This window comes from Mycobacterium sp. IDUB_24 (assembly GCF_055419385.1).
In genome coordinates this window covers 234,318-257,105 of sequence record NZ_JBVAXO010000009.1, presented here as the reverse complement: position 1 = coordinate 257,105, position 22,788 = coordinate 234,318, and the positions used below count along the sequence as shown (strand labels likewise).

At 66.2% G+C, this 22,788-nt stretch carries 22 protein-coding genes and 1 tRNA gene; 8 read left to right on the top strand and 15 right to left on the bottom strand.

The window, feature by feature from the left end; all coding sequences use genetic code 11:
• Positions 1–115: 115 nt before the first annotated feature.
• From ACZYZF_RS28090 to ACZYZF_RS28070, 5 genes are read right to left on the bottom strand one after another with little or no spacing between them, the layout of a single operon-like run.
• Positions 116–928: an HpcH/HpaI aldolase/citrate lyase family protein gene (locus ACZYZF_RS28090; protein ID WP_463747277.1), complete on the bottom strand. Its 813-nt coding sequence runs from the start codon at positions 926–928 to the stop codon at positions 116–118.
• Complete coding sequence (locus tag ACZYZF_RS28085; RefSeq protein ID WP_463837423.1) at positions 928–1,428, bottom strand: MaoC family dehydratase; 501 nt, start codon at positions 1,426–1,428, stop codon at positions 928–930. Before ACZYZF_RS28085 ends, ACZYZF_RS28090 begins: the two co-directional genes overlap by 1 nt.
• On the bottom strand, positions 1,425–2,585 hold the full coding sequence (locus ACZYZF_RS28080; RefSeq protein ID WP_463837421.1) for an acyl-CoA dehydrogenase family protein: 1,161 nt from the start codon (positions 2,583–2,585) through the stop codon (positions 1,425–1,427). Before ACZYZF_RS28080 ends, ACZYZF_RS28085 begins: the two co-directional genes overlap by 4 nt.
• Positions 2,582–4,579 carry an acetyl/propionyl/methylcrotonyl-CoA carboxylase subunit alpha gene (locus tag ACZYZF_RS28075; RefSeq protein ID WP_463837420.1) on the bottom strand — a complete coding sequence of 666 codons (1,998 nt, stop codon included), beginning with the start codon at positions 4,577–4,579 and terminating at the stop codon, positions 2,582–2,584. The genes ACZYZF_RS28080 and ACZYZF_RS28075 overlap by 4 nt, the downstream gene beginning before the upstream one ends.
• A gap of 14 nt (positions 4,580–4,593) precedes the next feature.
• Entirely contained in the window at positions 4,594–6,147 is a 1,554-nt protein-coding gene (locus ACZYZF_RS28070; RefSeq protein WP_463747498.1) for a carboxyl transferase domain-containing protein, read from the bottom strand.
• A 70-nt stretch (positions 6,148–6,217) separates the two neighbouring features.
• Between ACZYZF_RS28070 and ACZYZF_RS28065 the strand changes: the two genes are divergently transcribed.
• Positions 6,218–6,811 (top strand): SACE_7040 family transcriptional regulator, encoded by a 594-nt coding sequence (locus ACZYZF_RS28065; RefSeq protein ID WP_463747281.1) that lies wholly within the window; start codon positions 6,218–6,220, stop codon positions 6,809–6,811.
• Here the strand turns inward: ACZYZF_RS28065 and ACZYZF_RS28060 are convergent.
• Entirely contained in the window at positions 6,808–8,685 is a 1,878-nt protein-coding gene (locus ACZYZF_RS28060) for an alpha/beta hydrolase family protein (protein ID WP_463747282.1), read from the bottom strand. The two genes, ACZYZF_RS28065 and ACZYZF_RS28060, sit on opposite strands and share 4 nt — an antisense overlap.
• Before the next feature lie 104 nt (positions 8,686–8,789).
• On the opposite strand from ACZYZF_RS28060, the gene ACZYZF_RS28055 reads away from it, so the two are divergent.
• Positions 8,790–9,545, top strand: coding sequence for an MmpS family transport accessory protein (locus ACZYZF_RS28055; RefSeq protein ID WP_463837419.1), 756 nt, complete (start codon positions 8,790–8,792; stop codon positions 9,543–9,545).
• 20 nt (positions 9,546–9,565) lie between these two features.
• On the opposite strand, the gene ACZYZF_RS28050 is transcribed toward ACZYZF_RS28055, so the two are convergent.
• Positions 9,566–10,864 (bottom strand): MFS transporter, encoded by a 1,299-nt coding sequence (locus tag ACZYZF_RS28050; RefSeq protein ID WP_463747284.1) that lies wholly within the window; start codon positions 10,862–10,864, stop codon positions 9,566–9,568.
• A 43-nt stretch (positions 10,865–10,907) separates the two neighbouring features.
• On the opposite strand from ACZYZF_RS28050, the gene cmrA reads away from it, so the two are divergent.
• Positions 10,908–11,714 (top strand): mycolate reductase, encoded by an 807-nt coding sequence (gene cmrA, locus ACZYZF_RS28045; protein WP_454791102.1) that lies wholly within the window; start codon positions 10,908–10,910, stop codon positions 11,712–11,714.
• Positions 11,715–11,859: 145 nt separating this feature from the next.
• Here the strand turns inward: cmrA and ACZYZF_RS28040 are convergent, their stop codons facing one another.
• Positions 11,860–13,431, bottom strand: coding sequence for a helicase HerA-like domain-containing protein (locus ACZYZF_RS28040; protein WP_463747285.1), 1,572 nt, complete (start codon positions 13,429–13,431; stop codon positions 11,860–11,862).
• Between the two features lie 118 nt (positions 13,432–13,549).
• On the opposite strand from ACZYZF_RS28040, the gene orn reads away from it, so the two are divergent.
• The 3 genes from orn (at position 13,550) to ACZYZF_RS28025 (ending at position 14,827) form a co-directional block, all read left to right on the top strand.
• Positions 13,550–14,197: an oligoribonuclease gene (orn, locus tag ACZYZF_RS28035; protein WP_463837418.1), complete on the top strand. Its 648-nt coding sequence runs from the start codon at positions 13,550–13,552 to the stop codon at positions 14,195–14,197.
• A 40-nt stretch (positions 14,198–14,237) separates the two neighbouring features.
• Positions 14,238–14,310: transfer RNA gene (locus ACZYZF_RS28030), tRNA-His, on the top strand.
• Positions 14,311–14,428: 118 nt separating this feature from the next.
• Positions 14,429–14,827 (top strand): DUF7715 family protein, encoded by a 399-nt coding sequence (locus ACZYZF_RS28025; RefSeq protein WP_463837417.1) that lies wholly within the window; start codon positions 14,429–14,431, stop codon positions 14,825–14,827.
• Positions 14,828–14,857: 30 nt separating this feature from the next.
• On the opposite strand, the gene ACZYZF_RS28020 is transcribed toward ACZYZF_RS28025, so the two are convergent.
• The 3 genes from ACZYZF_RS28020 to ACZYZF_RS28010 all read right to left on the bottom strand — a co-directional run bounded on the left by ACZYZF_RS28020 (position 14,858) and on the right by ACZYZF_RS28010 (position 16,791).
• Positions 14,858–15,484, bottom strand: coding sequence for an NADPH-dependent F420 reductase (locus ACZYZF_RS28020; RefSeq protein WP_463837416.1), 627 nt, complete (start codon positions 15,482–15,484; stop codon positions 14,858–14,860).
• A gap of 135 nt (positions 15,485–15,619) precedes the next feature.
• Positions 15,620–16,045, bottom strand: coding sequence for a nuclear transport factor 2 family protein (locus tag ACZYZF_RS28015; protein WP_463837415.1), 426 nt, complete (start codon positions 16,043–16,045; stop codon positions 15,620–15,622).
• Between the two features lie 11 nt (positions 16,046–16,056).
• Positions 16,057–16,791, bottom strand: coding sequence for an SDR family NAD(P)-dependent oxidoreductase (locus ACZYZF_RS28010; RefSeq protein WP_463747290.1), 735 nt, complete (start codon positions 16,789–16,791; stop codon positions 16,057–16,059).
• A gap of 126 nt (positions 16,792–16,917) precedes the next feature.
• Between ACZYZF_RS28010 and ACZYZF_RS28005 the strand changes: the two genes are divergently transcribed.
• Positions 16,918–17,520, top strand: coding sequence for a TetR/AcrR family transcriptional regulator (locus ACZYZF_RS28005; RefSeq protein ID WP_463747291.1), 603 nt, complete (start codon positions 16,918–16,920; stop codon positions 17,518–17,520).
• A 251-nt stretch (positions 17,521–17,771) separates the two neighbouring features.
• On the opposite strand, the gene ACZYZF_RS28000 is transcribed toward ACZYZF_RS28005, so the two are convergent.
• Together ACZYZF_RS28000 and ACZYZF_RS27995 are read right to left on the bottom strand one after the other, a co-directional pair.
• Positions 17,772–18,716: an SDR family oxidoreductase gene (locus tag ACZYZF_RS28000; protein ID WP_463747292.1), complete on the bottom strand. Its 945-nt coding sequence runs from the start codon at positions 18,714–18,716 to the stop codon at positions 17,772–17,774.
• A gap of 34 nt (positions 18,717–18,750) precedes the next feature.
• Positions 18,751–19,383, bottom strand: coding sequence for an NADPH-dependent F420 reductase (locus tag ACZYZF_RS27995; protein WP_463747293.1), 633 nt, complete (start codon positions 19,381–19,383; stop codon positions 18,751–18,753).
• Positions 19,384–19,481: 98 nt separating this feature from the next.
• On the opposite strand from ACZYZF_RS27995, the gene ACZYZF_RS27990 reads away from it, so the two are divergent.
• On the top strand, positions 19,482–19,964 hold the full coding sequence (locus ACZYZF_RS27990; RefSeq protein ID WP_463747294.1) for a MarR family winged helix-turn-helix transcriptional regulator: 483 nt from the start codon (positions 19,482–19,484) through the stop codon (positions 19,962–19,964).
• Between the two features lie 59 nt (positions 19,965–20,023).
• Here the strand turns inward: ACZYZF_RS27990 and ACZYZF_RS27985 are convergent, their stop codons facing one another.
• Positions 20,024–21,547, bottom strand: a complete 1,524-nt coding sequence (locus ACZYZF_RS27985; protein ID WP_463837414.1) for a PPE domain-containing protein — start codon at positions 21,545–21,547, stop codon at positions 20,024–20,026.
• A gap of 334 nt (positions 21,548–21,881) precedes the next feature.
• Positions 21,882–22,655, bottom strand: a complete 774-nt coding sequence (locus ACZYZF_RS27980; RefSeq protein WP_463747296.1) for an SDR family oxidoreductase — start codon at positions 22,653–22,655, stop codon at positions 21,882–21,884.
• Positions 22,656–22,788 lie beyond the last annotated feature (133 nt).

The window sequence follows — 22,788 nt, the reverse complement described above, 5'->3', positions numbered from 1 at the left end:
CGGCCCGTCGCAGCACTGGGGCATATCGCCATTATGCGCCCGAACCGGCGGCAGCTACCGCCATCACAGATAACGGAATGGAGGCGTGTCGGATGCGGCCGGCCCGCGGACCAGGTCAGCCCCGTGGAGCCAGGGCGACGATCCGTTCGGCACGGCGCAGCACCGGAGCGTCGACCATCAGGCCGTCGTGCTGGAATACGCCACGTTCACCTGCCACCCGATCGAGCACCGCGCGCGCCCAGGCGATCTGCTCATCGGTCGGCGCATAGGCCGACCGGATGACCGCGACCTGCGTCGGGTGGATCGCCACTTTGGCGTCGAAACCGACGGCGACAGCGTCGTCGGACTCCGCCCGCAACCCGTCGAGATCCTTGATGTCGAGATACACCGAATCCAGCGCGAGCTTCCCGTAGGCCTTGGCCGCCAGCAGGGTCTGTGACCGCACATGCTGAGCGACGTCGCGATAGGTGCCGTCGGGCCAGCGGTTGGCGGTGCCACCGGTGACGGCGAACAGATCCTCGGCTCCCCACATCACCGCGAAGGCGTTAGCCGGCTGCGCCAGCTCCACCACGTTCAGTGCGGCCAGCGGCGTTTCGATCAGCACCACGACAGCCAGGGGCGCCAGCGCGCGTACCTGGTCGGCATGTTCGGTCTTCGCCAGCATCACGGTGGTGTAGTCGGTGGCCGCGACCGCCTTCAGGTCCAGCTCATGATCTGCGCTGTCGGTCGGGTTGACCCGCACCACGGTGCGGGCCGGATCGAGCGGGGTGTCGATCAGGGCCTGCCGTGCCGCGGGACGGTCCTTGGCCGCGCACCCGTCCTCGAGGTCGAGGATCACCACATCGGCTGCCGCCGCGGCCTTTTCGAACCGCTCGGGGCGGTCGGCCGGGCAGAACAGCCAGCCCGGGCCGGTTGTCTGTAAAGCCATCAGGCTTCCCCCTCCGGGCGCATCCGCACCATCGTCTTGCGCGAGGCCGTCGCCACGATGTCGCCGTGCTGATTGCGGCCGGTGTGGGCGAACGTCACGATGCCCTCACCCGGCCGGCTCTTCGACGCCCGCTTCTCGGTGATCTCGGTTTCGGCGTACAGCGTGTCACCGTGGAAAAGCGGTTTGGGGAAGGCGATGTCGGAGAATCCGAGGTTACCGACGATGGTGCCCTGGGTCAGCTGCGCCACCGACAGACCGACGAGCGTCGACAGGGTGAACATCGAGTTGACCAGGCGGGCGTTGAACGGCGGCAAAGCATCGGCGAACGCCGCATCCAGGTGCAGCGCCTGGGTGTTCATGGTCAGCGTGGTGAACAGCACGTTGTCGGCCTCGGTGATGGTGCGGCCGGGGCGGTGCAGGTAGCGCACCCCGATCTCGAACTCCTCGAACCAGAGCCCCCGTTGCACAACAACTTTCTCCGACTGTTCTGATCCTCTCACAGGCCCGCCTCCCGCGCGATCAGCATCAGCTGCACTTCCGTTGTCCCCTCGCCGATTTCGAGAATCTTGCTGTCGCGGTAGTGACGGGCCACCGGGTATTCGTTCATGAATCCGTAGCCGCCGAAGATCTGGGTGGCATCGCGGGCGTTGTCCATCGCGGCCTCGCTGGAGACCAGCTTGGCCACCGAGGCGGCTTTCTTGAAGGGCTTGCCGGACAGCATCAGCGCGGCCGCGTCGTAGTAGGCGGCGCGGGCCGTGTGGGCGCGGGCCTCCATGCGGGCGATCTTGAAGGCGATGGCCTGATAGGTGCCGATGGCCGCACCGAAGGCCTGACGCTCCTTGGCGTACTTGACACATTCGTCCACGCAGCCCTGCGCGACACCGACCGACAGCGCCGCGATGGCGATGCGGCCCTCGTCGAGGATGCGCAGGAAGTTGGCGTAGCCGCGTCCCCGCTCACCGAGCAGGTTCTCGGCGGGTACGCGCACATCGTCGAAGCTCAGTGGGTGGGTGTCCGACGCATTCCAGCCGACCTTGTTGTAGGCGGGTTCGGCGGTGAATCCCTCGGTGGGAACCGGCACCAGGATCGACGAGATCTCCTTCTTGCCGCCCGCCTCCCCGGTGACCGCGGTGACGGTGACGAGCTTGGTGATGTCGGTGCCGGAGTTGGTGATGAACTGCTTGGAGCCGTTGATTATCCAGCTCGACCCATCAATTTTCGCGGTGGTCTTGGTGGCGCCGGCGTCGCTGCCACCGCCCGCCTCGGTCAGCCCGAAGGCACCGAGGGCCTTGCCGCTGGCCAGCAGCGGCAGCCACTCCTGCTTCTGGGCGTCGTTTCCGAAGCGGTAGATCGGCATGGCGCCCAGCGAAACCCCGGCCTCCAGGGTGATGGCCACGCTCTGGTCGACCTTGCCGAGTTCCTCCAGGGCCAGGCACAGCGCGAAGTAGTCGCCGCCCATGCCGCCGTATTCTTCGGGAAACGGCAGGCCGAACAATCCCATGTCGGCCATGCCGGAGACGACCTCGTACGGGAACGAGTGTTCTTCGTCGTGTTTGGCGGCCACCGGAGCGACGACGCTCTGCGCGAAGTCGCGGACGGTCTTGGCCAGTTCCGCGTAGTGATCCGGCAGAGTGCCGGTGGACAGAAAGTCCGTCATTGCTCGTTCTCCTGTGTTGCAGCGGTAATCCGGGCCAACGGCTGGCCCACCTTGACCTGGTCGCCGACGGCGACAAGTAGTTCGGCCACACCCGCGGTGGGTGCCGTCAGGGCATGCTCCATCTTCATCGCCTCCACGGTGACCACCATGGTTCCGGCAGCCACCTCGGCGCCGCTCGCAACACCCACGGCGACAATCGATCCCGGCATGGGGCTGACCAGTTCGGCGTCGCCGCTGTGCTCGTCGTCGGGCCGCACCGGAGCCTCTCGTACCTCCTCGACGACGTAACTGCGCCCGGCACCGGAGAGCCAGAGTTGGCCGGTCCCACCGCTCAGCTGGGTGGCGACCAGGTACTCGGCACGCATTCCGTCGAGCGTGAGGATGAACCGATCCGCGACGAAAGACGCGCTGACGGTGTGGGTTTCACCGTTCTCCACCGCCGCGGTGGCCTGGTCGGGAGTGCCGGTGAGGTAGACGTGATCGGTGCGGTCGCCGGCCCGGAGCCGGAAGGCCGCCGGGGCACGCTCCCCCACCCGCCATCCCGTCGGACGGGCCCAGAGGTCGTCGCCAGCCTCCGTCCAGTTGCTGATCCACTGGTAGGCCGCCGCCGCGATCAACTCCGCATCGTCGATTGCCTGGGGTGTGAAATCCGGGGCCCGACGGTCCAACAGGCCGGTATCGAGCCGTCCCGCGGCCACATCGGGATCGGCCAGCAGGAAGCGCAGGAACTCGGTATTGGTGGTCAGGCCCAGTACCGCGGTATCGGCCAGCGCCCGGTCCAGCTTGTGCAGCGCCGCCGCGCGGTCGGCGCCGTGGGCGATGACCTTCGACAACATCGGGTCGTAGTCGCTGCCGACGACCGTGCCCGTAGTCAGACCGGAATCCACCCGAACACCTGGTCCATTGGGCTCACGCAGTCCGAGCACGGGCCCGCCCGTAGGCAGGAAGCCGTTGGAGGGATCTTCGGCATAGACCCGAGCCTCCACCGCATGCCCGGTCATGACGATGTCGTCCTGGCCGATCGCGAGCTTCTCCCCGGCCGCGATGCGGACCTGTTGTTCCACCAGGTCGACACCGGTCACCATCTCGGTGACCGGGTGTTCCACCTGAAGCCGGGTGTTCATCTCCATGAAGAAGAACTCGTCGGGCGCATCGGCGGACACGATGAACTCCACCGTGCCGGCACCCGTGTAATCGACACTACGCGCGGTATCGCACGCGGCCGCTCCGATGCGGGCCCGGGTGGCCGGGTCCAACAGCGGCGAGGGCGCCTCCTCGATGACCTTCTGGTGCCGGCGCTGCAGGCTGCATTCCCGCTCGCCCAGGTGGATCACATTGCCATGTCCGTCGGCGAGCACCTGCACCTCGATATGGCGGGGCCGCAACACAAATCGTTCCAGGAACAGGGTGTCGTCGCCGAAGGCGGAGGCGGCCTCGCGGCGCGCACTCATCAGTGCGGCAGGCAGATCAGTGGCCTGCTCGACCACCCGCATGCCCTTCCCCCCGCCGCCCGCAGACGGCTTGACCAGTACCGGGAAACCCACCTCGGGCGCCCCCGCGATCAGGTCCTCGTCGGTCAGACCCGGACGCGAGATGCCGGGTACGACAGGGACACCGAACGCCGACACCGCGGCCTTGGCCGCGATCTTGTCGCCCATCGTGGCGATTGCCGTAGCCGGCGGGCCGATGAACACGATGTCTGCGGCCTGTAGCGCGGCGGCGAATTCTGCGTTCTCGGAAAGGAATCCGTACCCCGGGTGCACGGCCTGCGCTCCGGTGCGCTGTGCGGCTGCGACCACTGCGCCGATATCGAGGTAGCTCTGCCGGGCCGCGGCGGGTCCGATACGGACCGCCACGTCCGCCTCTGCGACATGACGCGCGCCGGCGTCGGCATCGCTGAAGATCGCGACCGACCGGATGCCCATGGCGCGCAGGGTGCGGATGACCCGTACCGCGATCTCGCCACGGTTGGCGACGAGGACTGTATCGAACATCGTTGAGCTCATCATCACATCCGGAATACGCCGTAGGAGACCGGCTCCAGCGGAGCCTGGCCGACAACCGAAAGAGCAAGTCCGAGCACGGTTCTGGTATCCGCCGGATCGATCACGCCGTCATCCCAGAGCCGGGCGGTCGAATAGTACGGGTTGCCCTGGTGCTCGTACTGGGCGCGGATCGGCGCCTTGAACTGTTCTTCCTCCTCGGCGCTCATCTCGCCGCGCACGGTGGCCAGCACCGAGGCGGCCTGCTCGCCGCCCATCACCGAGATGCGGGCGTTGGGCCACATCCACAGGAACCGCGGCGAATACGCGCGACCGCACATCGAGTAGTTGCCCGCGCCATAGGAGCCGCCGATCACCACGGTCAGCTTCGGCACCCGGGCGCAGGCCACCGCAGTGACCATTTTGGCGCCGTGCTTGGCGATGCCCGAGGCCTCGTAGTCGCGGCCGACCATGAAACCGGCGATGTTCTGCAGGAACAACAGCGGCGTCTTGCGTTTGTCGCACAGCTCGATGAAATGTGCTCCCTTGAGCGCGGATTCGCCGAACAGCACACCGTTGTTCGCGACGATGCCGACGGGGTGGCCGTGGATGCGGGCGAACCCGGTGACCAGCGTGGTGCCGTACTCGGCCTTGAATTCGCTGAATTCGCCGCCGTCGACGATACGGGTGATCACCTCGTGCACGTCATAGGGGACGCGGGCGTCGACCGGAACCACGTCGTAGAGCTCGCTCTGGTCGGCGACGGCGTCCACGGTGGGCGTCACAGCCCACGGCGGGGCTTCGGCCGGCCCCAGGGTGGCGACGATGTTGCGCACGATCCGCAGCGCGTCACGGTCGTCGTGGGCCAGGTGGTCGGTGACGCCGGAGGTCTTGGAATGCAGATCCCCGCCGCCGAGGTCCTCGGCGGTCACGACCTCACCGGTGGCAGCCTTCACCAGCGGCGGGCCACCCAGGAAGATCGTGCCCTGGTTGCGCACGATGACCGCCTCGTCGCTCATCGCCGGAACGTAGGCCCCGCCGGCGGTACACGAGCCGAGCACCGCGGCGATCTGGGCAATCCCCTGCGCACTCATCGTGGCCTGGTTGTAGAAGATCCGGCCGAAGTGCTCACGGTCGGGAAACACCTCGTCCTGACGCGGCAGGAAGGCCCCGCCGGAGTCCACGAGGTAGATGCACGGCAGCTTGTTCTGCAACGCGATCTCCTGTGCGCGCAGATGCTTCTTGACGGTGACCGGGTAATAGGTGCCGCCCTTGACGGTCGCGTCGTTGGCGATGATCAGACATTCGCGGCCCGAGACCCGACCTACGCCCGCGATCATCCCGGCGCCGGGACATTCGTCGTCGTACATCCCGTCGGCGGCCAGTGCGGCGATCTCCAGGAACGGACTGCCCGGGTCCAGCAGGCCGTCGACCCGGTCGCGAGGCAGCAATTTACCCCGGTCGACGTGGCGTTGACGGGCCCGCTCGGGGCCGCCGAGGGCAGCGGTGGCGAGCTTGGCGCGCAACTGCCCAACCAGCGCCAGATGGTCGTCGCGGTGCGATGACAAGGCAGCCCTCATTTCGGTTAATGACAACTAACTCATGGTAGGTTAGTTTCCATTAACTGAGTTGTCTACCCCCGGAGACGCCATGTCCGACAGCGCCGTCACCCGTCGCAGTCAGGCCAAGTCCGACCGCCGCAGCCAGCTGATCGCTGCCGCCGAACGGCTTGTGGCCGAACGCGGTTACCTCGCCGTGCGCCTGGAGGACATCTGCTCGGCTGTCGGGATCTCCGGACCGGCCATCTATCGGCACTTCCCCAACAAGGAGGCGCTACTGGTCGAACTGCTCGTCGGGATCAGTACCCGCCTGCTCGCCGGCGCACAGGAGGTCGCCGCCCGGGACGCCCCGCCCGCAGACACCCTGAACGGCCTGGTGGACTTCCACCTCGACTTCGTCTTCGGCGAACCCGACCTGATCCGCATCCAGGACCGCGATCTGGCCCATCTGCCGGACGCCGCCAGGCGTCAGGTGCGGCGTTCTCAGCGGCAGTACGTGGAGATCTGGGTGGCGGTCCTGACCCAGCTCAACCCCGATCTGTCCGAAGACGACGCCCGCGTGATGGCACACGCCGCATTCGGCCTGCTGAACTCCACGCCTTACAGCGTGAGACCTGCTGTCCCCAAAACACATTCACGCGCTCTTCTGCGCCGGATGACGCTGGCGGCGCTCACCGCGGACTAGGCACCGAACGCCTTGGACAGCCAACGGGTCGCGGCATCGACCAACACCGCGCGGTTCTCCCGTTTGACGATCTCGTGGCCGTCATCGTCGAAGATCAGCAGTTCGACGGTGCGCCCGAGCGCCACCAGCGCTTCGTACATCTGACGCGATTCGTCGGGCGGCACGTTGGTGTCGTTTCCACCGTGCACCAGCAGCAACGGGGCGATCACCGCATCTGCCTTCGGCAACGGCGAAAGCTGTTCCAGCAGATCACGATCCGCCACCGGATGACCGTATTCGGGATAGGACGCCGCTGCGATCCACGGCTCAGTGGTGTGATAGAAGCTGTTCAGGTCGCTCATCCCGCAGATACTGATGCCGGCCACGAACAGCTTCGGATGGAAAGCCAGCGCCGCCTGGGTCAGGTAGCCACCGTACGACCAGCCCGTGCAAGCCAGCCGGTCGGCCGGCGCAATGCCCCGGTCGACCAGATACTTCGCACAATCGGCGACGTCGTCGATCGCGGCGAACCGCAACTCCTTGTTGTCGGCGTGCACGAACGCCCGGCCGAATCCACCCGAACCACGCACATTCGGCGTCAGCACCGCGAAACCCGCATCCAGCAGGGCCGGGAAGATCTCGTTGTATCCGGGCCGCGCCTGCCCCTCGGGCCCGCCGTGCAGGAACATCACCGCGCCCACCACTTCGACCGGCGGCCGGTACAGCCACCCGGTGAGCTCCAAACCGTCGCGCGCGGTGATCCGTTCCAGCGTCGGCATCGAGGTGAGCGGACCGCGGCTCGGCTCCCGGTCGATGCGCTCCCACTCCAGCGAGCGCGGATCCACGAGTTCGACGGTGCGCGGCAGTGACGGCCCCTGCACGGTCACCGCCACCATGGACCCGCCCGCGCTGATGCTCAGCTCGCCGGCGACCGGGCCGGGCAGCGGAATCGGCACGGACAGCGTCTCGTCGGCATACTCCAGGATCTGCAACTCGCTGCGGCCGTCGATGTTCCACAACAACGCGACAGCGGACAGATCGTCACTGACCACGAACTCGTCGAGCTCGTAACCGGCCCGCTCGGCGACCACGTGATAGGTCACGCCCTCGGCGGTGACCGTGACCTCCAGGAGCCGGGCGTGGGCCGCGCCGTTGTCACTGCGGATCAATGCCCGCACAAAGCCTTCGGTGCTGCCGGGCCCGTATGTACTGGCCGGGTGGTACAGCGTGGTCTCGCCTTCGAAGCCGCTACGGAGCCGGCGCGGGGTGTGATCGTCGAGGATCACCCCGAAATCGGTGACCGATCCGGGATCCGATGGCAGCAGCGCGATTTCGGTGAGCCCCCACAGCATGATGAGCTCCTGGTACCCCCGCGGGCCGACCCGCACGAGCGAGGCTCCCGCCCATGCGTCCACCAGCCGGCCGCCCGAGCGCCGGTCGAGCACAACTGTCTCCCCGGTGGCCGGATCGATCAGACAGGAGCTGCCGACGCCGTCCTCCCCGGTGAGGATCGCCGCGACCTGGGTGCCGTCCCAACTGATCAGTTCCGCGGTGCCCTCCGCGTCGCCCGGCCAATAGTCGATCCGACGCGCATCACGGTCGTCGGGATCGGTCGTCACCACCCAGATCTGGCTGCGGGTCCTGCCCTCGGGAGCCACCTCGCAGGCCAGCCAATGGCCGTCGGCGGAATGGATGACCTTCGTCACTGGGCCCACCACGGGCAGCTCGACGTCGCGCGAGGAACTGGCCCGCCATCCGCGCAGGAAGCGCTGCACCGCGCGCGGATAGCCGCCATCGTCGACCAAGTGGGCAAAGGCCGTCGCATCCGGTGACAACGACGCCCCGTAGTTCACCCGCACATGCCGGTCTGCGGCCACCTCGTGTCCTCCCGTCACTTCCGCAGTCCACTGAAGCATCTCTCACTCCCGCTCGAACGCTGGGACCTCGGCCGCAGCGGACTGAGCATCCGCACAGGTACCCTCGCAGCCATGAGGTGGGCATGACCGATTCACCACGCCGCGACGGGTCCGAACCGACCCAATCTTTCGGTAGCGGCTACCCCGTGGACTATCCGGATCCGGCGTACTCGAACCAGCCGCCGTATCAGGGCGTGTACCCGGCCGTGCCCGGTTCGACGTCACAGGCGTCCCCGAATCCCACCCAACAGCTGCCGCCCTACCCTCCCCACGGGTACGACGCAGGCGCACCCGGCCATCCGCCGGGCGCACCCATTCCGCCGGGACCCGATGGCAACGGGCCCCGGCTGTGGCTGTGGGTCCTGGCCGCGGTGGCGGTGCTGGTGGCCCTCGGCCTGGTCATCGCGTTGGTGATCGCCAACGGGTCGAGCCAGGAGACCGTGGTCGCGCCGCAACCGATCACGCCGCAGCCCAGCTTCAGCACGTCGCCGAAGCCCACCACCACCACCTCGCGCGCACCGAGGCCGATGCCGCCGCCCACCACCGCGCCGCCCGGTGAGAACACGCCTGGGCCCACCGAATCCGTCACCTACGAGGTCACCGGCGAGGGCCGGGCCATCAACATCACCTACCTGGACACCGGCAACATGCTCCAGACCGAGTTCAACGTCATGCTGCCGTGGAGCAAGCAGGTCGAACTGGCTCAGCCGGCAACGGAAACCGCCAGCGTGAGCGTCGTGAATTTCGGCCCCGAGGTGGCCTGCACCGTGACCGTCAACGGCGTACAGACCCAACATCGCACCGGCTCGGGAATCACCATCTGCGTCGGTACGGCCTGAGCTGACGACGCGCGACGCCGTCAGCTCGTTGTGACGGCGGTACCGGGATGCCGGGCGGGCACCCGCACGGCCAACATGCCGGCCAATCCCAGCGCCAGCACCAACACCAATCCGCCCATCCCGGCGCGGTCGGCGCCGAACACATTGATGAAAATGGAGAACAGCAACGGCGCCAGGGGGGACGCTGCGCGTCCGACGGTGGTGTAGAGCCCGAACGCCACGCCTTCCTTGCCGTCCGCGGTGATCCGCAGCATCAGGTTGCGGGACGAGGCCAGCGTCGGCCCGATGAACAGACACAGCAACAGGCCGCACACCCAGAAGGCCACCGGTCCTGACAGCACCAGCAAGGCCAGCCCCACCGCGATCAGGGAGACCAGCGATCCGACGATGACGGGTTTGGAACCGACCCGGTCATCGAGCATGCCCCCCACCACCGCACCGACCGCCGCGATCACACAGGCGCTCATACCGAACAACAGCACGTCTGCCTCGGAGATGCCGTAGACGCTGACCCCCAGCACCGCGCCGAAGGTGAACACCCCGGCCAGCCCATCGCGGAACACCGCGCTGGCCAGCAGGTAGTAGACCACGTTGTGGTCCCGTTGCCACTCGCTGCGGATCTCGGACCACAACTTGCGGTAGGCGCCGAAGAAGCCGACCCGCTCAACAGGGGGCGCATCGGTCACCGGCGGCACCATCACGAACATCGGCAGCGCGAACAACGCGAACCAGACCGCGGTGAGCAGCATCACCGCTCGCACGTTCTGCCCGTCTTCGGTCTGGATGCCCAGCACCCCCCCGTCACCGGCCATGAATCCGACGTAGGCCAGCAGCAACAGCACGACGCTGCCCCCGTAGCCCATCGCCAGGCCGAGCCCGGAGATCCGCCCTGACGTCTCAGGGGTGGACAGCTGTCGCAGCATGGCGTTGTAGGGCACGGTGGCCAGCTCGTTGCAGGCCGCGGTGCAGGCCAACAGGATCAACCCCGGCAGCAGGTAACGGTGATCGTCGCGGATCAGGCTCATCGCCGCGGTGAACGCCACGGCGGCACCCGTCATCACCGCCAGCACCCGACGCCGCCGCTGCGGCGCGTCGACCCAGATCCCGACGGCGGGCGCCAGCAGAGCCACCGCGAGACCGACGGCGAACATGGCCCAGCCCAGCCAACTGGCCGGCGAGGTGTCGCCGGGCAGGTCCGATCCGACGCCTTTCGTCAGATACACCGAGAACACAAACGTGATGACGATGGCGTTCAGCCCAGTCGCGCCGCAGTCCCACAGTGCCCACGCGAGCACACTCGCCCGCCGGGGGTTAGTCATGACCGACACCTTATGGGTTCGGGCGCCTTCTAGGATTGGCCGCATGCCAGTACCCGCACCCAGTCCGGATGCCCGTGCCGTCGTGACCGGCGCCTCACAGAACATCGGCGAAGCGTTGGCCACCGAACTCGCTGCCCGCGGCCACCACCTGATCATCACTGCGCGACGCGAGGACGTGCTGACGTCACTGGCCCAGCGCCTCACCGAGCGCTACGGCGTAACCGTCGAGGTGCGCGCCGTCGACCTCACCGACCCCACCGCCAGAGGCGTCCTGTGCGACGAACTGGCCCAGCGCGAGATCTCGATCCTGTGCGCCAACGCGGGCACCGCCACGTTCGGTCCGGTCATCGATCTCGATCCGGCCGGCGAGAAGGCACAGGTACAGCTCAACGTTCTCGGCGTGCACGATCTGGTGTTGGCCGTACTGCCGGGGATGGTCAAACGCGGATCCGGCGGGATCCTGACCTCCGGATCGGCGGCAGGCAACTCACCGATCCCCAACAACTCCACGTACGCGGCGTCCAAGGCGTTCGCCAACACGTTCAGCGAGTCGCTGCGCGGCGAGCTCAAGGGCGCAGGCGTGCACGTCACTGTGCTGGCGCCGGGACCGGTGCGCACCGACCTGCCCGACACGTCCGACCAATCCCTGGTGGAGCGGTTGATCCCCGACTTCCTGTGGATCTCAACCGAATACACCGCCAAGCTGTCGCTCGACGGCCTGGAGAAGAACAAGATGCGGGTGGTGCCCGGGGTGACCTCCAAGGCCATGTCGATGGCCAGCGGCTACGCGCCGCGGGCCATCGTCACCCCGATTGTGGGCGCCGTCTACAAGAAGCTCGGCGGCGGCTAATTTCTCGGCACCCATCTGCGGCCCTCTGCGGCCCTCTGCGGCGAAACGGCATTCCAGCAGCGAAACATCGAGTAACGCCCTGCCGGAATGCCGTTTCGGCGGATTCGTGGACTAGTCGCTCAGCGGCGCAAGCCTGATTCGCCGCTCAGCGGCGGCGGCCCGTCCCGAAAATACTGCGGGTTATCTCACGGCCGAGAACGGTGCCCGCCGAGCGCATCGCGCTCTTGAACGCCGAGCTCTTGAGCACCTGCTCAAGCATCCCCGGTTCTGCCGGTTGCGCCGGGGCGGGCATCGCCTCGATCTCACCCGAGGCCTCGACGCCGCCGAAACCACCTGGGTCCTCGGGCGACGGCGCCGGCGCCAGTTTCGCGGCAAGCCGCTCATAGGCCGAATCCCCGTCGATGGTCTGGCCGTACGTCGCCTGCAGCGGGCTGGCCTTGGCGACCGCGGTGATCGCGTCGGTCCCGATGGTGTCCATCAACGACCGCGGCGCCCGCATCCTCGTCCAGGCCACCGGCGTCGGCGCGCCCTTCTCCGAGAGCACCGTGACCACAGCCTCGCCGATCCCCAACGACGTCAACGCCTTCTCCAGGTCGTAGACATCGGTCTTCGGGTAGGTGCGCACCGTCTTCGACAGCGCCTTCTGGTCGTCCGGGGTGAACGCGCGCAACGCATGCTGCACCCGGGCACCCAGCTGCGACAGCACCGCGTTGGGCACATCGGTGGGCAGCTGCGTGCAGAAGAACACGCCGACGCCCTTCGAGCGGATCAGTTTGACGGTCTGCTCGACCTGTTCCAGGAACGCCTTGGACGCATCGGTGAAAAGCAGATGAGCCTCGTCGAAGATGAAGACCAACTTGGGCTTGTCGATGTCGCCGACCTCAGGCAGGGACGTGAACAGATCAGCCAGCACCCACATCAGGAACGTCGAGAACATCACCGGCCGCGCGGCCTGCGAACCCAACTCCAGCAGGCTGATGATGCCGCGCCCCTCGGCGTCGGTGCGCAGCAGATCCTTGGGCTCCAGCTCCGGTTCGCCGAAGAACGAATCAGCGCCCTCGCCCTCAAGGTTGACCAAGGCGCGAAGGATGACGCCCGCTGTCGTGGTCGACACCGCGCCCAGCGCCTTGAGTTCGGGCTTGCCCTCATCGCCGGTGAGGAACTGGATCACCGAGCGCAGGTCCTTGATATCCAGCAGGGGCAGGCCCTTCTGGTCGGCCCAGTGGAAGATCAGGCCGAGCGTGGACTCCTGGGTTGCATTCAGACCCAACACCTTCGACAGCAAGATCGGGCCGAAGCTGGTGATCGTGGCCCGCACCGGAACACCGATGCCCTCGGTGCCCAGTGACAGGAACTCCACCGGGAACGCCGTCGGCGTCCAGGTGTCACCGGTGTCCTTGGCGCGCTGCTCGGTCTTGTCATTGGCCTCGCCGGGCTTCGACAACCCCGACAGGTCACCCTTCACATCGGCCATCACCACTGGAACGCCGGCAGCCGAGAGCTGCTCGGCGATCACTTGCAGCGTCTTGGTCTTGCCGGTACCGGTGGCGCCCGCGATCAACCCGTGCCGGTTGACCGTGGCCAACGGGATACGGACCTGCGCGGTCGGGTCGACAGCGCCGTCTACGACGACCGTTCCCAATTCCAGTGCCTGGCCTTCGACTGCGTAGCCGGCAGCGATCTGCTGCGCGGGGGTGGCTGTCGATTCGGTGGTCATTGCCGCGGTCCTCCCAGTTTGCGCGAACGAGCCAATCGGGGTCTGACACTACTTGTCAGGCGGCGCGAGCGGTGGGTGTCGCGGCTCGTCGACCGGTATGGGAATAATGTGGATCTTCGTGCGAGACGAACTGGTATGGATCGACTGCGAGATGACCGGCCTGGACCTCAAGTCCGATCGGCTGATCGAGATCGCGGTTCTGGTCACCGACGCTGACCTGAACATCCTCGGTGACGGCCTGGACGTGGTCATTCACACCGACGACGACGCGCTGTCCTCCATGGTCGACGTGGTCAAACAGATGCACAGCCGGTCCGGGTTGACAGAAGAAGTCCGGGCGTCGACCGTCGATGTGGCCACCGCCGAACAGATGGTGCTCGACTACATCCGCGAACACGTCAAGACCGCCAAGTCCGCTCCCCTGGCCGGCAACTCGATCGCGACCGACCGCGGCTTCATCGCCCGCGACATGCCCAAACTCGACGATTACCTGCACTACCGGATGATCGACGTCAGCTCGATCAAGGAGCTGTGCCGCCGCTGGTACCCGCGGATCTACTTCGGCCAGCCGGAGAAGGGTCTGGCACACCGCGCCCTGGCCGATATCCACGAGTCGATCCGCGAGCTCAAGTACTACCGCTCGACGGCGTTCGTCGCACAGCCCGGCCCGTCTACCAGCGATATCGCTGCGATCGCCGCCGAGCTCGGCCCGCCGAGCAACGACCCGACCGAAACCGATTCGGCACTACAGCACCCGAGCAGTTAGTATCTACGAGCCGCATATGCCGAAAGGCAGCGCGGCGATGGTGGCTGTAGTTCAGTTGGTAGAGCACCAGGTTGTGATCCTGGCTGTCGCGGGTTCGAGTCCCGTCAGCCACCCCGATATCGGGAACGCCGTCTGCGCAAGCAGGCGGCGTTTCTGGTTTCGGCCCGTCATAGACGTACTCCCCCGCACCGGGCGTTGCCCACGGAGCTTCCGAGCCTTACCGTCGCAAACATGAAAGTGCTTGTGGCCAAGCGTCCCTCACGCCCCCTGGCCACGACCGACCGCTGGTCTGCCACCGATGGCGAGATCGTCGTCGCGCCACTGGTCTGCGATGACGTGACGTGCGGATGCGACATCGTCCACCAGGGCATCACATCGCACGGCTACTCGACCCTGACTGTCGTCCGTGAGGTCGCGGCCGCACCAGACGACCTGATCACGGCCTGCCGGACGCATCTGGCGGCCAGCGCATGGGCCGGGGTCGTCAATGAACCTGCTGAACTGGACCTCATCGCTGAGGACCTCGTCACCGACATGTGCGACGCGGCCACACACCATCCCGCCGGAACGTTGTTGCGCATGAGTTTCAACCGGCACCGCGGCGGCTGGGATTACCAGCCGCCGGGTTGACCTGCGACTACTTCAGTCCAGGGGTGCGGCTCAGTCGGGAAATTCGGTGGCGCCGAGGGCGACGTCGAAGTTCCCCACCCCATGACGGGCGAGACCCATGAGGACCAGGCCCGTTCCCTCCAGCCAGTGCGCCATGTTCAAGCCGCCGACGTCCAACGGGCGCAGCTCGAGACTCGTGATGAACTCCGCTACGCGTGCCTTGGCCTGCGCATCGTCGCCGGCGAAGAACACATCCGGCGTCCGGCCCTTCTCCAGAACATGACCGAAGACGGTGTTGAACGCCTTCACCACGCGGGCGCCGGCCGGAGCTGCCTTGGCGACTTCCTGTGCGATCGAGGTGTCATCGGCAATGGCGAGCCCGTCGGCCGCGGCATTGAAGGGGTTGCTGATATCGACGATGACTTTGTCCGCCAAAGCGTTTCCGTACCGAGTGACGACCGGAACTACATCGGCGTACCTCAGGGCCACGATGACGATGTCCCCGGCCGGGACTGCGCCGAACTCTCCTGTCGTGGCGCTGCCGCCGAGCGCTTTGGCCAGGTCGGCAGCCTTGGACTCATCGCGGCCGATGATCTCAACGGTGTTGCCGCCCGCTACGGCCAGCGCGCCGATCGCGCGGGCCATGTTCCCGGTGCCGATGATGCTGATGTTGCTCATAAGGTGTCCCATGTTTTGGTTTGAATAAAGGGTTGACGGCTCCGCCATGTGCGGATTGGTCTGTGCATCAACCAATCCGGCAATGTGGAGGTCGATGGAACCGGGCCGTACGCTCGGCGGGCACGACCTTCGTCGTTACTGCCCGTTCGTGAGAAGTTGCCAGGGCTGCATGCCGAGGAGACCGGCAAGGTGACCCTGCATCTGGACGCCGGACGGCAATGGGCGCCACCAGATGGTCACCTCGGCGATCTTGCCGTCAGCATCGAGCCGGATGTAGTCCATCCCGTTGACCACGGTGTCTTCGATCTGCAGCCGGAAGTGCGCGGCGTGGTGCGTTTCGCCGCTCAGGACTTCTGTGTAGGTGAGGTCGGTCGCCACCGTGCCGACCGCCCGGATGGCTTCCAGGACTGCCTCACGGCCGGTGAGCGGCTCATCGCCGAGCGGGCCGTACAGCACCACGTCTTCGGCGAGGATTCCGGCAAGAGCGGCTTTGTCTGCGCCGCCGTGCATGCAGTCGACAAAGGACTCCACGGTGTTGCGGTGCGGGGCGAAGGTAGTCATGGCTGGCTCCTTCAGATCGCCGCGACGCCGCCGTCGACAACCAACTCCATGCCGTTGACATAGCTCGAGTCGTCCGAGGCGAGGAACAACGCGACCGACGCGATCTCCTCGGGGCGGCCCATCTTTCCCCGCGGGATCAGGGATTCGAACTGCGCCTTCGTCGCCTCGTCGAACAGTTCCTCCTGGATGGGAGTGGCGACCTGGCCGGGGGTCAGCACGTTGACCCGGATGTTCCTGTCCTTCAACTCGGATACCCACACCCGTGCGTAAGCGAGGAGGACTGCCTTGCTCGCCGCGTACACACTCCACTCGGGGTAGCCCTTGAGCGACGCGTTCGACCCCGTCATGAAGATCGAGCCACCGTCGTTGAACAACGGCAGTGCCTTCTGGACCGTGAACAGTGTGCCGCGCGCGTTCAGCGAGAAGGTGGCATCGAAGTCCTCCTCGGTGATCTCGCCGAGCCTGCCCTGCTTGCCCATCCCGGCGCTTGTCCACAACACGTCGATCGCGCCTTTTTCCTGCTTGACGGTGTCGAACAAGCGGTCCAGATCGTCGAGATCGGCTGAATCGCCCTGTACGCCGGTGACGTTCCGCCCGATCAGTTCGACGGCTTCGTCCAGCGCGTCCTTCCGTCGACCCGAGATGAAAACGTGAGCTCCCTCGTCAACGAACAACTTGGCACCTGCCAGTGCCAGACCACTGGTCGCGCCGGTGATTACCGCGACCTTCCCATCGAGCTTTCCCATGATCGCTCCATTCATTCATTGATGTCGATGTTAAGCACACCGATCTGAGTACTTAACGTAGCCCGTGACCGGGCAATGCGCAAGCTATGTACACCGATCCGTACCAAACTGGGCTACGCTGGACATATGACGGAGTTGGAGAAGGGGCCGCAAGGCCTGCGCCGCGGCCGGGGCGCGCGCGAGCGCATCCTCGGCGCTTCACGACGACTGTTCCGCGATCAGGGCATCAACAGCACCGGCCTGGACCAGCTCTGCGCCGAGGCGCAGGTGTCCAAACGCACGTTCTACCAACACTTTTCCAGCAAGGACGAGCTGATCGCCGAACACCTACGCAGATTCGATCCCGAGGTCCTTCCCGAGGTGTTCGACTGCACCGACCTCACGCCCCGTGAGCGGCTCCTCGCCGTCTTCGACATTCAGGGACCGCTGTGCCCGTTCATCGCGGCGGCCGTCGAACTCCACGACTCGGACCACCCGGCACGCGTACACGCCCGCGACTACAAGCAGGCCTTTGCCGCACGACTCACCGAGACCGCGCGCGAGGCCGGCGCCGCCGACCCCGAACAGCTCGGCGAACAACTGGCACTGCTCCTCGACGGCGCCTCGGCCCGCAACCGAGTCCTCGACGCCGACACCTACGCCACCGCCACCGCCGCCGCCATCGCGGCCGTCCTCATCGACAACGCCATCCCCGCGACAGCGACACTGTCCGGCACAGGCGGGAGCTAATCCGCCATGCGCCTTCCATGTCACTCCCCATCTGTACGAAGTTCCCAGGGCTGCATGCCGATTACATCCGCAAGGTTCCTTTGCAGCGCGACGCCGGACGGCAGCGTGCGAGCAAACGGGTGAGGGTGTCTTTGTCTGCGCCGCTGTTGATGCAGTCGACGAAGGACTCCAAGGTGCCGCGGTGCGGGGCGAACATGGCCATGCCTACTCCTCGTAGTGTGAATTTCGTAGTGTGAATTCGATTGGTGCGCCTAGGCCGTCAGCTGCCCGGAGAAGTAATGGCCGTTGTCCAAATCAGCAAAAAGGTTGGGCTGGATGGGTTCCCAGCCGAGGGTCTGGCGAGTGATCAGAGTGGAGACCGGAAGGTCCATCGTGACCAGATTCGTGAACATCCCGAAATATCCCGGCAGCATCAGGACATCCACGGGAACACTCACGGCGGGCAGGCCCAGGCGGCTGCCGATGGCCTCGGCGATGTCGCGGAATGGGATGGCCCCATCCTGAACCGCGTGCCAATATCTACCCGCCGGACCCTTCTCCAACGCCAGGCGGAACAGGGAGGCGACATCGCGAATGTGGACGGCGTTCCACGCATTCATGCCATCTCCGGGGTAGCCGGCGAAACCCTTCTCCTTGGCGAGCCCGATCAGCCCCGGCAGGAAGCCAGCGTGGTCCGTCATGTCGTGGGCGATGAGCGGAAGCCGTACGATCGACGACCGCACTCCCTGCTCGGCGAGGCCAATTACCGTCCTTTCCACGATGTTACGAGCCCGCAGCGTCCCCTTGTGCTCCTCCCCGCCGGGAAGGGCCGGGTCTTCCTCGGTGGCCGGCCGGCCCAGGTTTCCCGGCGAGCCGATGCTGCCCGCCGCAACCAGTGGCTTTCCGGTTCCCGCGAGCGCCTCGCCGTAGGCAAGCATGATCGGCAGTTCCGCGGCGGCCACGGCGTCCATTCCGCCGGACGGAAGCAGGTCCTGCCGGTGCGCGAGGTGGATGACGCCGTCGGAGTCCCGGGCTGCCTCCTTGAGCCCGTCGAGATCTTCGAGGCTGCCGCGACGCACACTCGCGCCGAGGGTGGACAAGGCCGCTGCGGAGGCGTCCGAGCGGGCCAGGCCGGTCACTTCGTGCCCGGCAGCGATGAGCTCGGGGATGATGCATGAACCGGAATGGCCGGTCCCGCCAGTGATGAAAACGTGCATGTGACTGTCCTTTTGGAGGTAGGTGGGGGCTTACTCAGCTGAGAATGTTGACGCCGAGGGCAAAGTTGGTGTGGTTGACCGTGTGGGTCATCAGGCCGAGCTGCAGCAGACCCGCGTTCTCCAGTGCCCGTGCCATCGGCAGCGGCCCGGCGTCCATCGGGCGCAGTCCCAGGCTCTCGATGAACGCCGACACCCGTGCCTTTACCTGCGCGTCGTCGCCGGCGATGAACACGTCCAATGGGTGGCCCTCGCCTGAGCCCGCTGCCAGAACATTGGCGAACAGGGTGTTGAACGCCTTGACGACATGCACGCCGCTGGGGGCAGCCTTGGCGATCTCCTGCGCGCCGGAACTACCCTCGGGGGTAACGAATCCCATGAAATCCGGGGAGACCGGGTTGGTGATATCGACGACGACCTTGCCGTGTAATGCCTCCCCGTACTGACTGACCACCGCCGCCGCGTTGGCATACGGCACGGCGAGGATGACGATGTCCCCCACCGGGGTGGTGCCCAGCGTCCCGAAAGTGGCGCCACCGAGCGCGGTGGCCAATTCCTTGGCTCTGACCGGGTCGCGACCGACGATCTCGACTGCGTTGCCGCCGGCGAGTGCTCGCTCGGCCAGTGCGCTGGCCATGTTTCCCAGGCCGACGATGCTGATGCTGTTCATGTGGTGTCCCGTCTTGGCTGACGAATGGAAAGGTTGATACATCAACCATATGCCGATTATTGGTGACGCGTCAACCAATCGAGGTAGCATGGAGGCCGATGGAAGCGAACTGGCTGAACTCCCGCGAGGACCGCGCCTGGCGGGCCTTCATACACGCGCATCAACAGATCGAGGTCCACCTCAGCCGACGTCTGCAGAAATCGGACCTGTCCGGGACCGACTACGAGGTCTTGGCGGCGCTCTCGGCGGTCGACGAAAACCGCTTACCCTCCCACGCCCTGTGCAACGCACTGGGCTGGGAGAAAAGCCGCCTCTCACATCAGGTGCGGCGCATGCAGAAGGACGGGCTGGTCAGCCGTGAGCCCAATCCCGACGACGCCCGCAGCACCGTCGTCCGCCTGCTGCCGGCCGGCCTCGCCGCCATCAAGAAGGCGGCACCGAGGCACGTCGAGGACGTCCGCCGGAACTTCATCGACCTGTTCACCCCGGCTGAACTCGACACGCTCGCCACCCTCAACGAACGAGTCCTGCACCACCTGGCCAAAGACGACATCTCCCCCGCCGAAGACGGACCGTCGTAACCTCCGCCAGCAGTATGGGTGTCAGCTCCATCCCAGGCTTTCAGGCGGGGATCTGCCGCTCAGTCCTCGTGGTCTGGATCCCAGGTCGACGGCAACAGCGGCACTGCCGAGCCGGCATCAAACCCGGCACCGCCCAACGTCGTCAATCCCGCCGTCGTCGCATCCGCCTTGTCGAGTACGCCGGAAAAGCCCACCGGCCCCGCACCGCGGTCCGAGGCCGTCGGCGATATGTCCGGAGCGGCATCCCCCGGCGGATCGGCTTGGAGGTCCATGTATTCGTTGCCGTGTCCGCGCTCCCGGATCGCTGCGCGCCGACGACGGCGGGCCCGCGCCTCGCGGGCTGATTCGCCGGCCGCCGCCACAGCGATATCGGGTTCTGCGGCTTTCTTCTTGGCGGCGGCCGCGGCGTTGGCCCGCGCCGCGGCAGGGACGCCGACGCCGGGCGCACCGATCAAGTAGGGCGGGAAGAAACCTGGTCCACCGCCCGGGGCAGCCGAGGGCGCCGGTCCGGCGGCGCCCGTTGCGTTCGCCGCCACCCCGGCCGAAGGCGCCGCGGGAGCCGTCGGCGCAGTCGGAGCCGGTGAGCTGCTCGACACCGTCGATGAGCTCCCGGCCGCCGGCCAGGATCCGGAGTCGGTGCCGGCCGGAATCTCCGCGACACCGGATGCAGGCGGCTGAATTGCGGCCAGACCGGTGATCGCCCACCCCAGGTTGGCAATCACGACACTCAGGGCCGGCTGGATCAGCGCCGGGGACAATTGAACAACGACCTGCAACAGCTGTGCCGCATGGAAAGCCATGTCGGCCAATACCATCGGCAGATTGGTCAGCAGCGCAGCGGGATCGTTGAGCAGATTGTCGATCAGGAGGTGGATGTTCTCAATCTGCTCTTGGCCGACTTCCAGCCACCACTGCGGGTCGAGTGGGCTCAAGTCTCCATGCCCATGGTCGTCGTCGTGGTCGTGGTCGTGGTCGTGGTCGTGGTCGTGGTCGTGGTCGTGGTCGTGGTCGTGGTCGTCATGATCGTCGTGATCGTGGTCGTCCTCGCCGTGCAGGATCCGCGGCGCCATCGGCGTCGACGGGGTGGATGCCACCGCCGCTTCTGACACCCCTTGATAGACGGTCATCGTGGTTGCCGCCTGAATCCACATCCGCACGTAGTCGGCCTCGTTCACCGCGATCGGGATCGTGTTTATACCAAAGAAGTTGGTGGACAACAGGACTGCCTGCCGGGCATGATTGGCGGCCAGTTCGGCCAGGGTGGGCATCGTCGCCAATGCGCTGGCGTACGCCGCGGCTGCGGTTTCGTGCCGGGCGGCGATCGCCGCTGTGTCGGTGCCGGCCTGGCGCAACCACGCCAGGTAGGGAAAATGTGCGGCGACGTATCGTTCGGCACTCGGGCCTTGCCACGCACCCGCCTGTACCCCGCCCAGAATCACGGCGAGTTCTGTTGCCACCGTGGAATATTCGACGCTCAACGAGGACCAAGCGCCGGCGGCAGCCAATATCGGACCCGGGCCCGGGCCGCTGGTCAGCAAGGCTGAGTGCACCTCCGGCGGCGACGCCATCCATACCGCGGCCATCAGAACCCTCCTTGTAACCGTCTACCCGAAGCGTCCAAATTATTGAATATGATTGTCATTATCAATGAATCTGGCGAAACTCATAGAAACGCCGGCCGGAAGCAGGTTCAAATTCTGCGAGATCGCCACAGCTCCGCACCCAGAAGGAGCAGTGACAGTTGCTGCGGTTCAAGGCATCTGGCTATGGACGCGGAGTCGTGAGGCAAGGAGCCCCCAGGCGTCAGCCTCGCCCGATAGGCATACGGCCGACCACAGCGGTCACCAACGGTTCACCGCCAACAGTCGGGCAGTGCAAAATGTGTTTGCCCGAATACCGGGACAGCCCGGCTGAGCGCTACTTCGACGCGCGCCCTGTGCCCTTCTTGATCCGCGGGGCGAGTTGCACGATCTCGGGCACCACAGTCGGATTCTCGTAAGCAGTGGTCACCAATGACACCAAAGTGTTGGCGACATCGCGCAGGGCCGACATCCGGGCCGGCAGTGCGCCCTGGGCCACCCACGTCTTGAGCAGTTGATCCAGCAGGTCACGGTCGGCGCCACGCAGGATCTCGGTGTCGTCGGTCGGACCGATGCCCACCCGAATCAACGACAGTTCCGGATGCTCACTGCGCCAGGAATGCAGGATCTCGTCGAGAGCGGCCTTGCTCGCGCTGTAGGCCGCTACGCCGGCTCGTGGCCGGCCCACGTCATGACTGGAGGCGACCAGGACCACGCCGTTCTCGGTCAGTCGGGGCTCCGCGGCACGCAGCACGTTGTTGGCACCGACGGTGTTGACGCTGAATGCGTGCAACCAGGTAGCGACGTCGGTGTCCTCGATGTGGGCGAAGGGGATCACCGTGCTGGTGAACACCACGGCATCCAGACCGCCCAGCGCATCCGCCGCCTCGTTGACCACGCGACCGATGGCTGCGGAGTCCTCGACGTCAAGTTCGTAGGCGAAGCCACCGATGGCATCGGCCAGGGAATTCAGCAGGTCGATACGTCGCGCGGCCACGGCAACCTTGGCACCGCGTTCGGTGGCACTGACCGCAACAGCGTGGCCGATGCCCGACGAGGCACCGACGACGAGGAGACGCAGCCCAGCTGCATCGGCTCGCTGACCGCTCATTCTGGATCAACCTCCATGGTTCATCTCGAGGTGTTAGGTCACCCTTCGCTCGTCGGACATTACCGGGTGCGATGAGTTCCGGCCGCGCGGTGGGTCCACTTGAGAGACCGTGTTTTCACCAGATGCCAGTCGA

Excerpts from the sequence above, each read along its gene's own strand:
- ACZYZF_RS28090 (WP_463747277.1), bottom strand. The coding sequence starts at position 928 with ATGGCTTTACAGACAACCGGCCCGGGCTGGCTGTTCTGCCCGGCCGAC.
- ACZYZF_RS28080 (WP_463837421.1), bottom strand. The coding sequence starts at position 2,585 with ATGACGGACTTTCTGTCCACCGGCACTCTGCCGGATCACTACGCGGAA.
- ACZYZF_RS28075 (WP_463837420.1), bottom strand. The coding sequence starts at position 4,579 with ATGTTCGATACAGTCCTCGTCGCCAACCGTGGCGAGATCGCGGTACGG.
- ACZYZF_RS28070 (WP_463747498.1), bottom strand. The coding sequence starts at position 6,147 with ATGAGGGCTGCCTTGTCATCGCACCGCGACGACCATCTGGCGCTGGTT.
- ACZYZF_RS28065 (WP_463747281.1), top strand. The coding sequence starts at position 6,218 with ATGTCCGACAGCGCCGTCACCCGTCGCAGTCAGGCCAAGTCCGACCGC.
- ACZYZF_RS28055 (WP_463837419.1), top strand. The coding sequence starts at position 8,790 with ATGACCGATTCACCACGCCGCGACGGGTCCGAACCGACCCAATCTTTC.
- ACZYZF_RS28050 (WP_463747284.1), bottom strand. The coding sequence starts at position 10,864 with ATGACTAACCCCCGGCGGGCGAGTGTGCTCGCGTGGGCACTGTGGGAC.
- cmrA (WP_454791102.1), top strand. The coding sequence starts at position 10,908 with ATGCCAGTACCCGCACCCAGTCCGGATGCCCGTGCCGTCGTGACCGGC.
- ACZYZF_RS28040 (WP_463747285.1), bottom strand. The coding sequence starts at position 13,431 with ATGACCACCGAATCGACAGCCACCCCCGCGCAGCAGATCGCTGCCGGC.
- ACZYZF_RS28025 (WP_463837417.1), top strand. The coding sequence starts at position 14,429 with ATGAAAGTGCTTGTGGCCAAGCGTCCCTCACGCCCCCTGGCCACGACC.
- ACZYZF_RS28020 (WP_463837416.1), bottom strand. The coding sequence starts at position 15,484 with ATGAGCAACATCAGCATCATCGGCACCGGGAACATGGCCCGCGCGATC.
- ACZYZF_RS28015 (WP_463837415.1), bottom strand. The coding sequence starts at position 16,045 with ATGACTACCTTCGCCCCGCACCGCAACACCGTGGAGTCCTTTGTCGAC.
- ACZYZF_RS28010 (WP_463747290.1), bottom strand. The coding sequence starts at position 16,791 with ATGGGAAAGCTCGATGGGAAGGTCGCGGTAATCACCGGCGCGACCAGT.
- ACZYZF_RS28005 (WP_463747291.1), top strand. The coding sequence starts at position 16,918 with ATGACGGAGTTGGAGAAGGGGCCGCAAGGCCTGCGCCGCGGCCGGGGC.
- ACZYZF_RS28000 (WP_463747292.1), bottom strand. The coding sequence starts at position 18,716 with ATGCACGTTTTCATCACTGGCGGGACCGGCCATTCCGGTTCATGCATC.
- ACZYZF_RS27995 (WP_463747293.1), bottom strand. The coding sequence starts at position 19,383 with ATGAACAGCATCAGCATCGTCGGCCTGGGAAACATGGCCAGCGCACTG.
- ACZYZF_RS27990 (WP_463747294.1), top strand. The coding sequence starts at position 19,482 with ATGGAAGCGAACTGGCTGAACTCCCGCGAGGACCGCGCCTGGCGGGCC.
- ACZYZF_RS27985 (WP_463837414.1), bottom strand. The coding sequence starts at position 21,547 with ATGGCCGCGGTATGGATGGCGTCGCCGCCGGAGGTGCACTCAGCCTTG.
- ACZYZF_RS27980 (WP_463747296.1), bottom strand. The coding sequence starts at position 22,655 with ATGAGCGGTCAGCGAGCCGATGCAGCTGGGCTGCGTCTCCTCGTCGTC.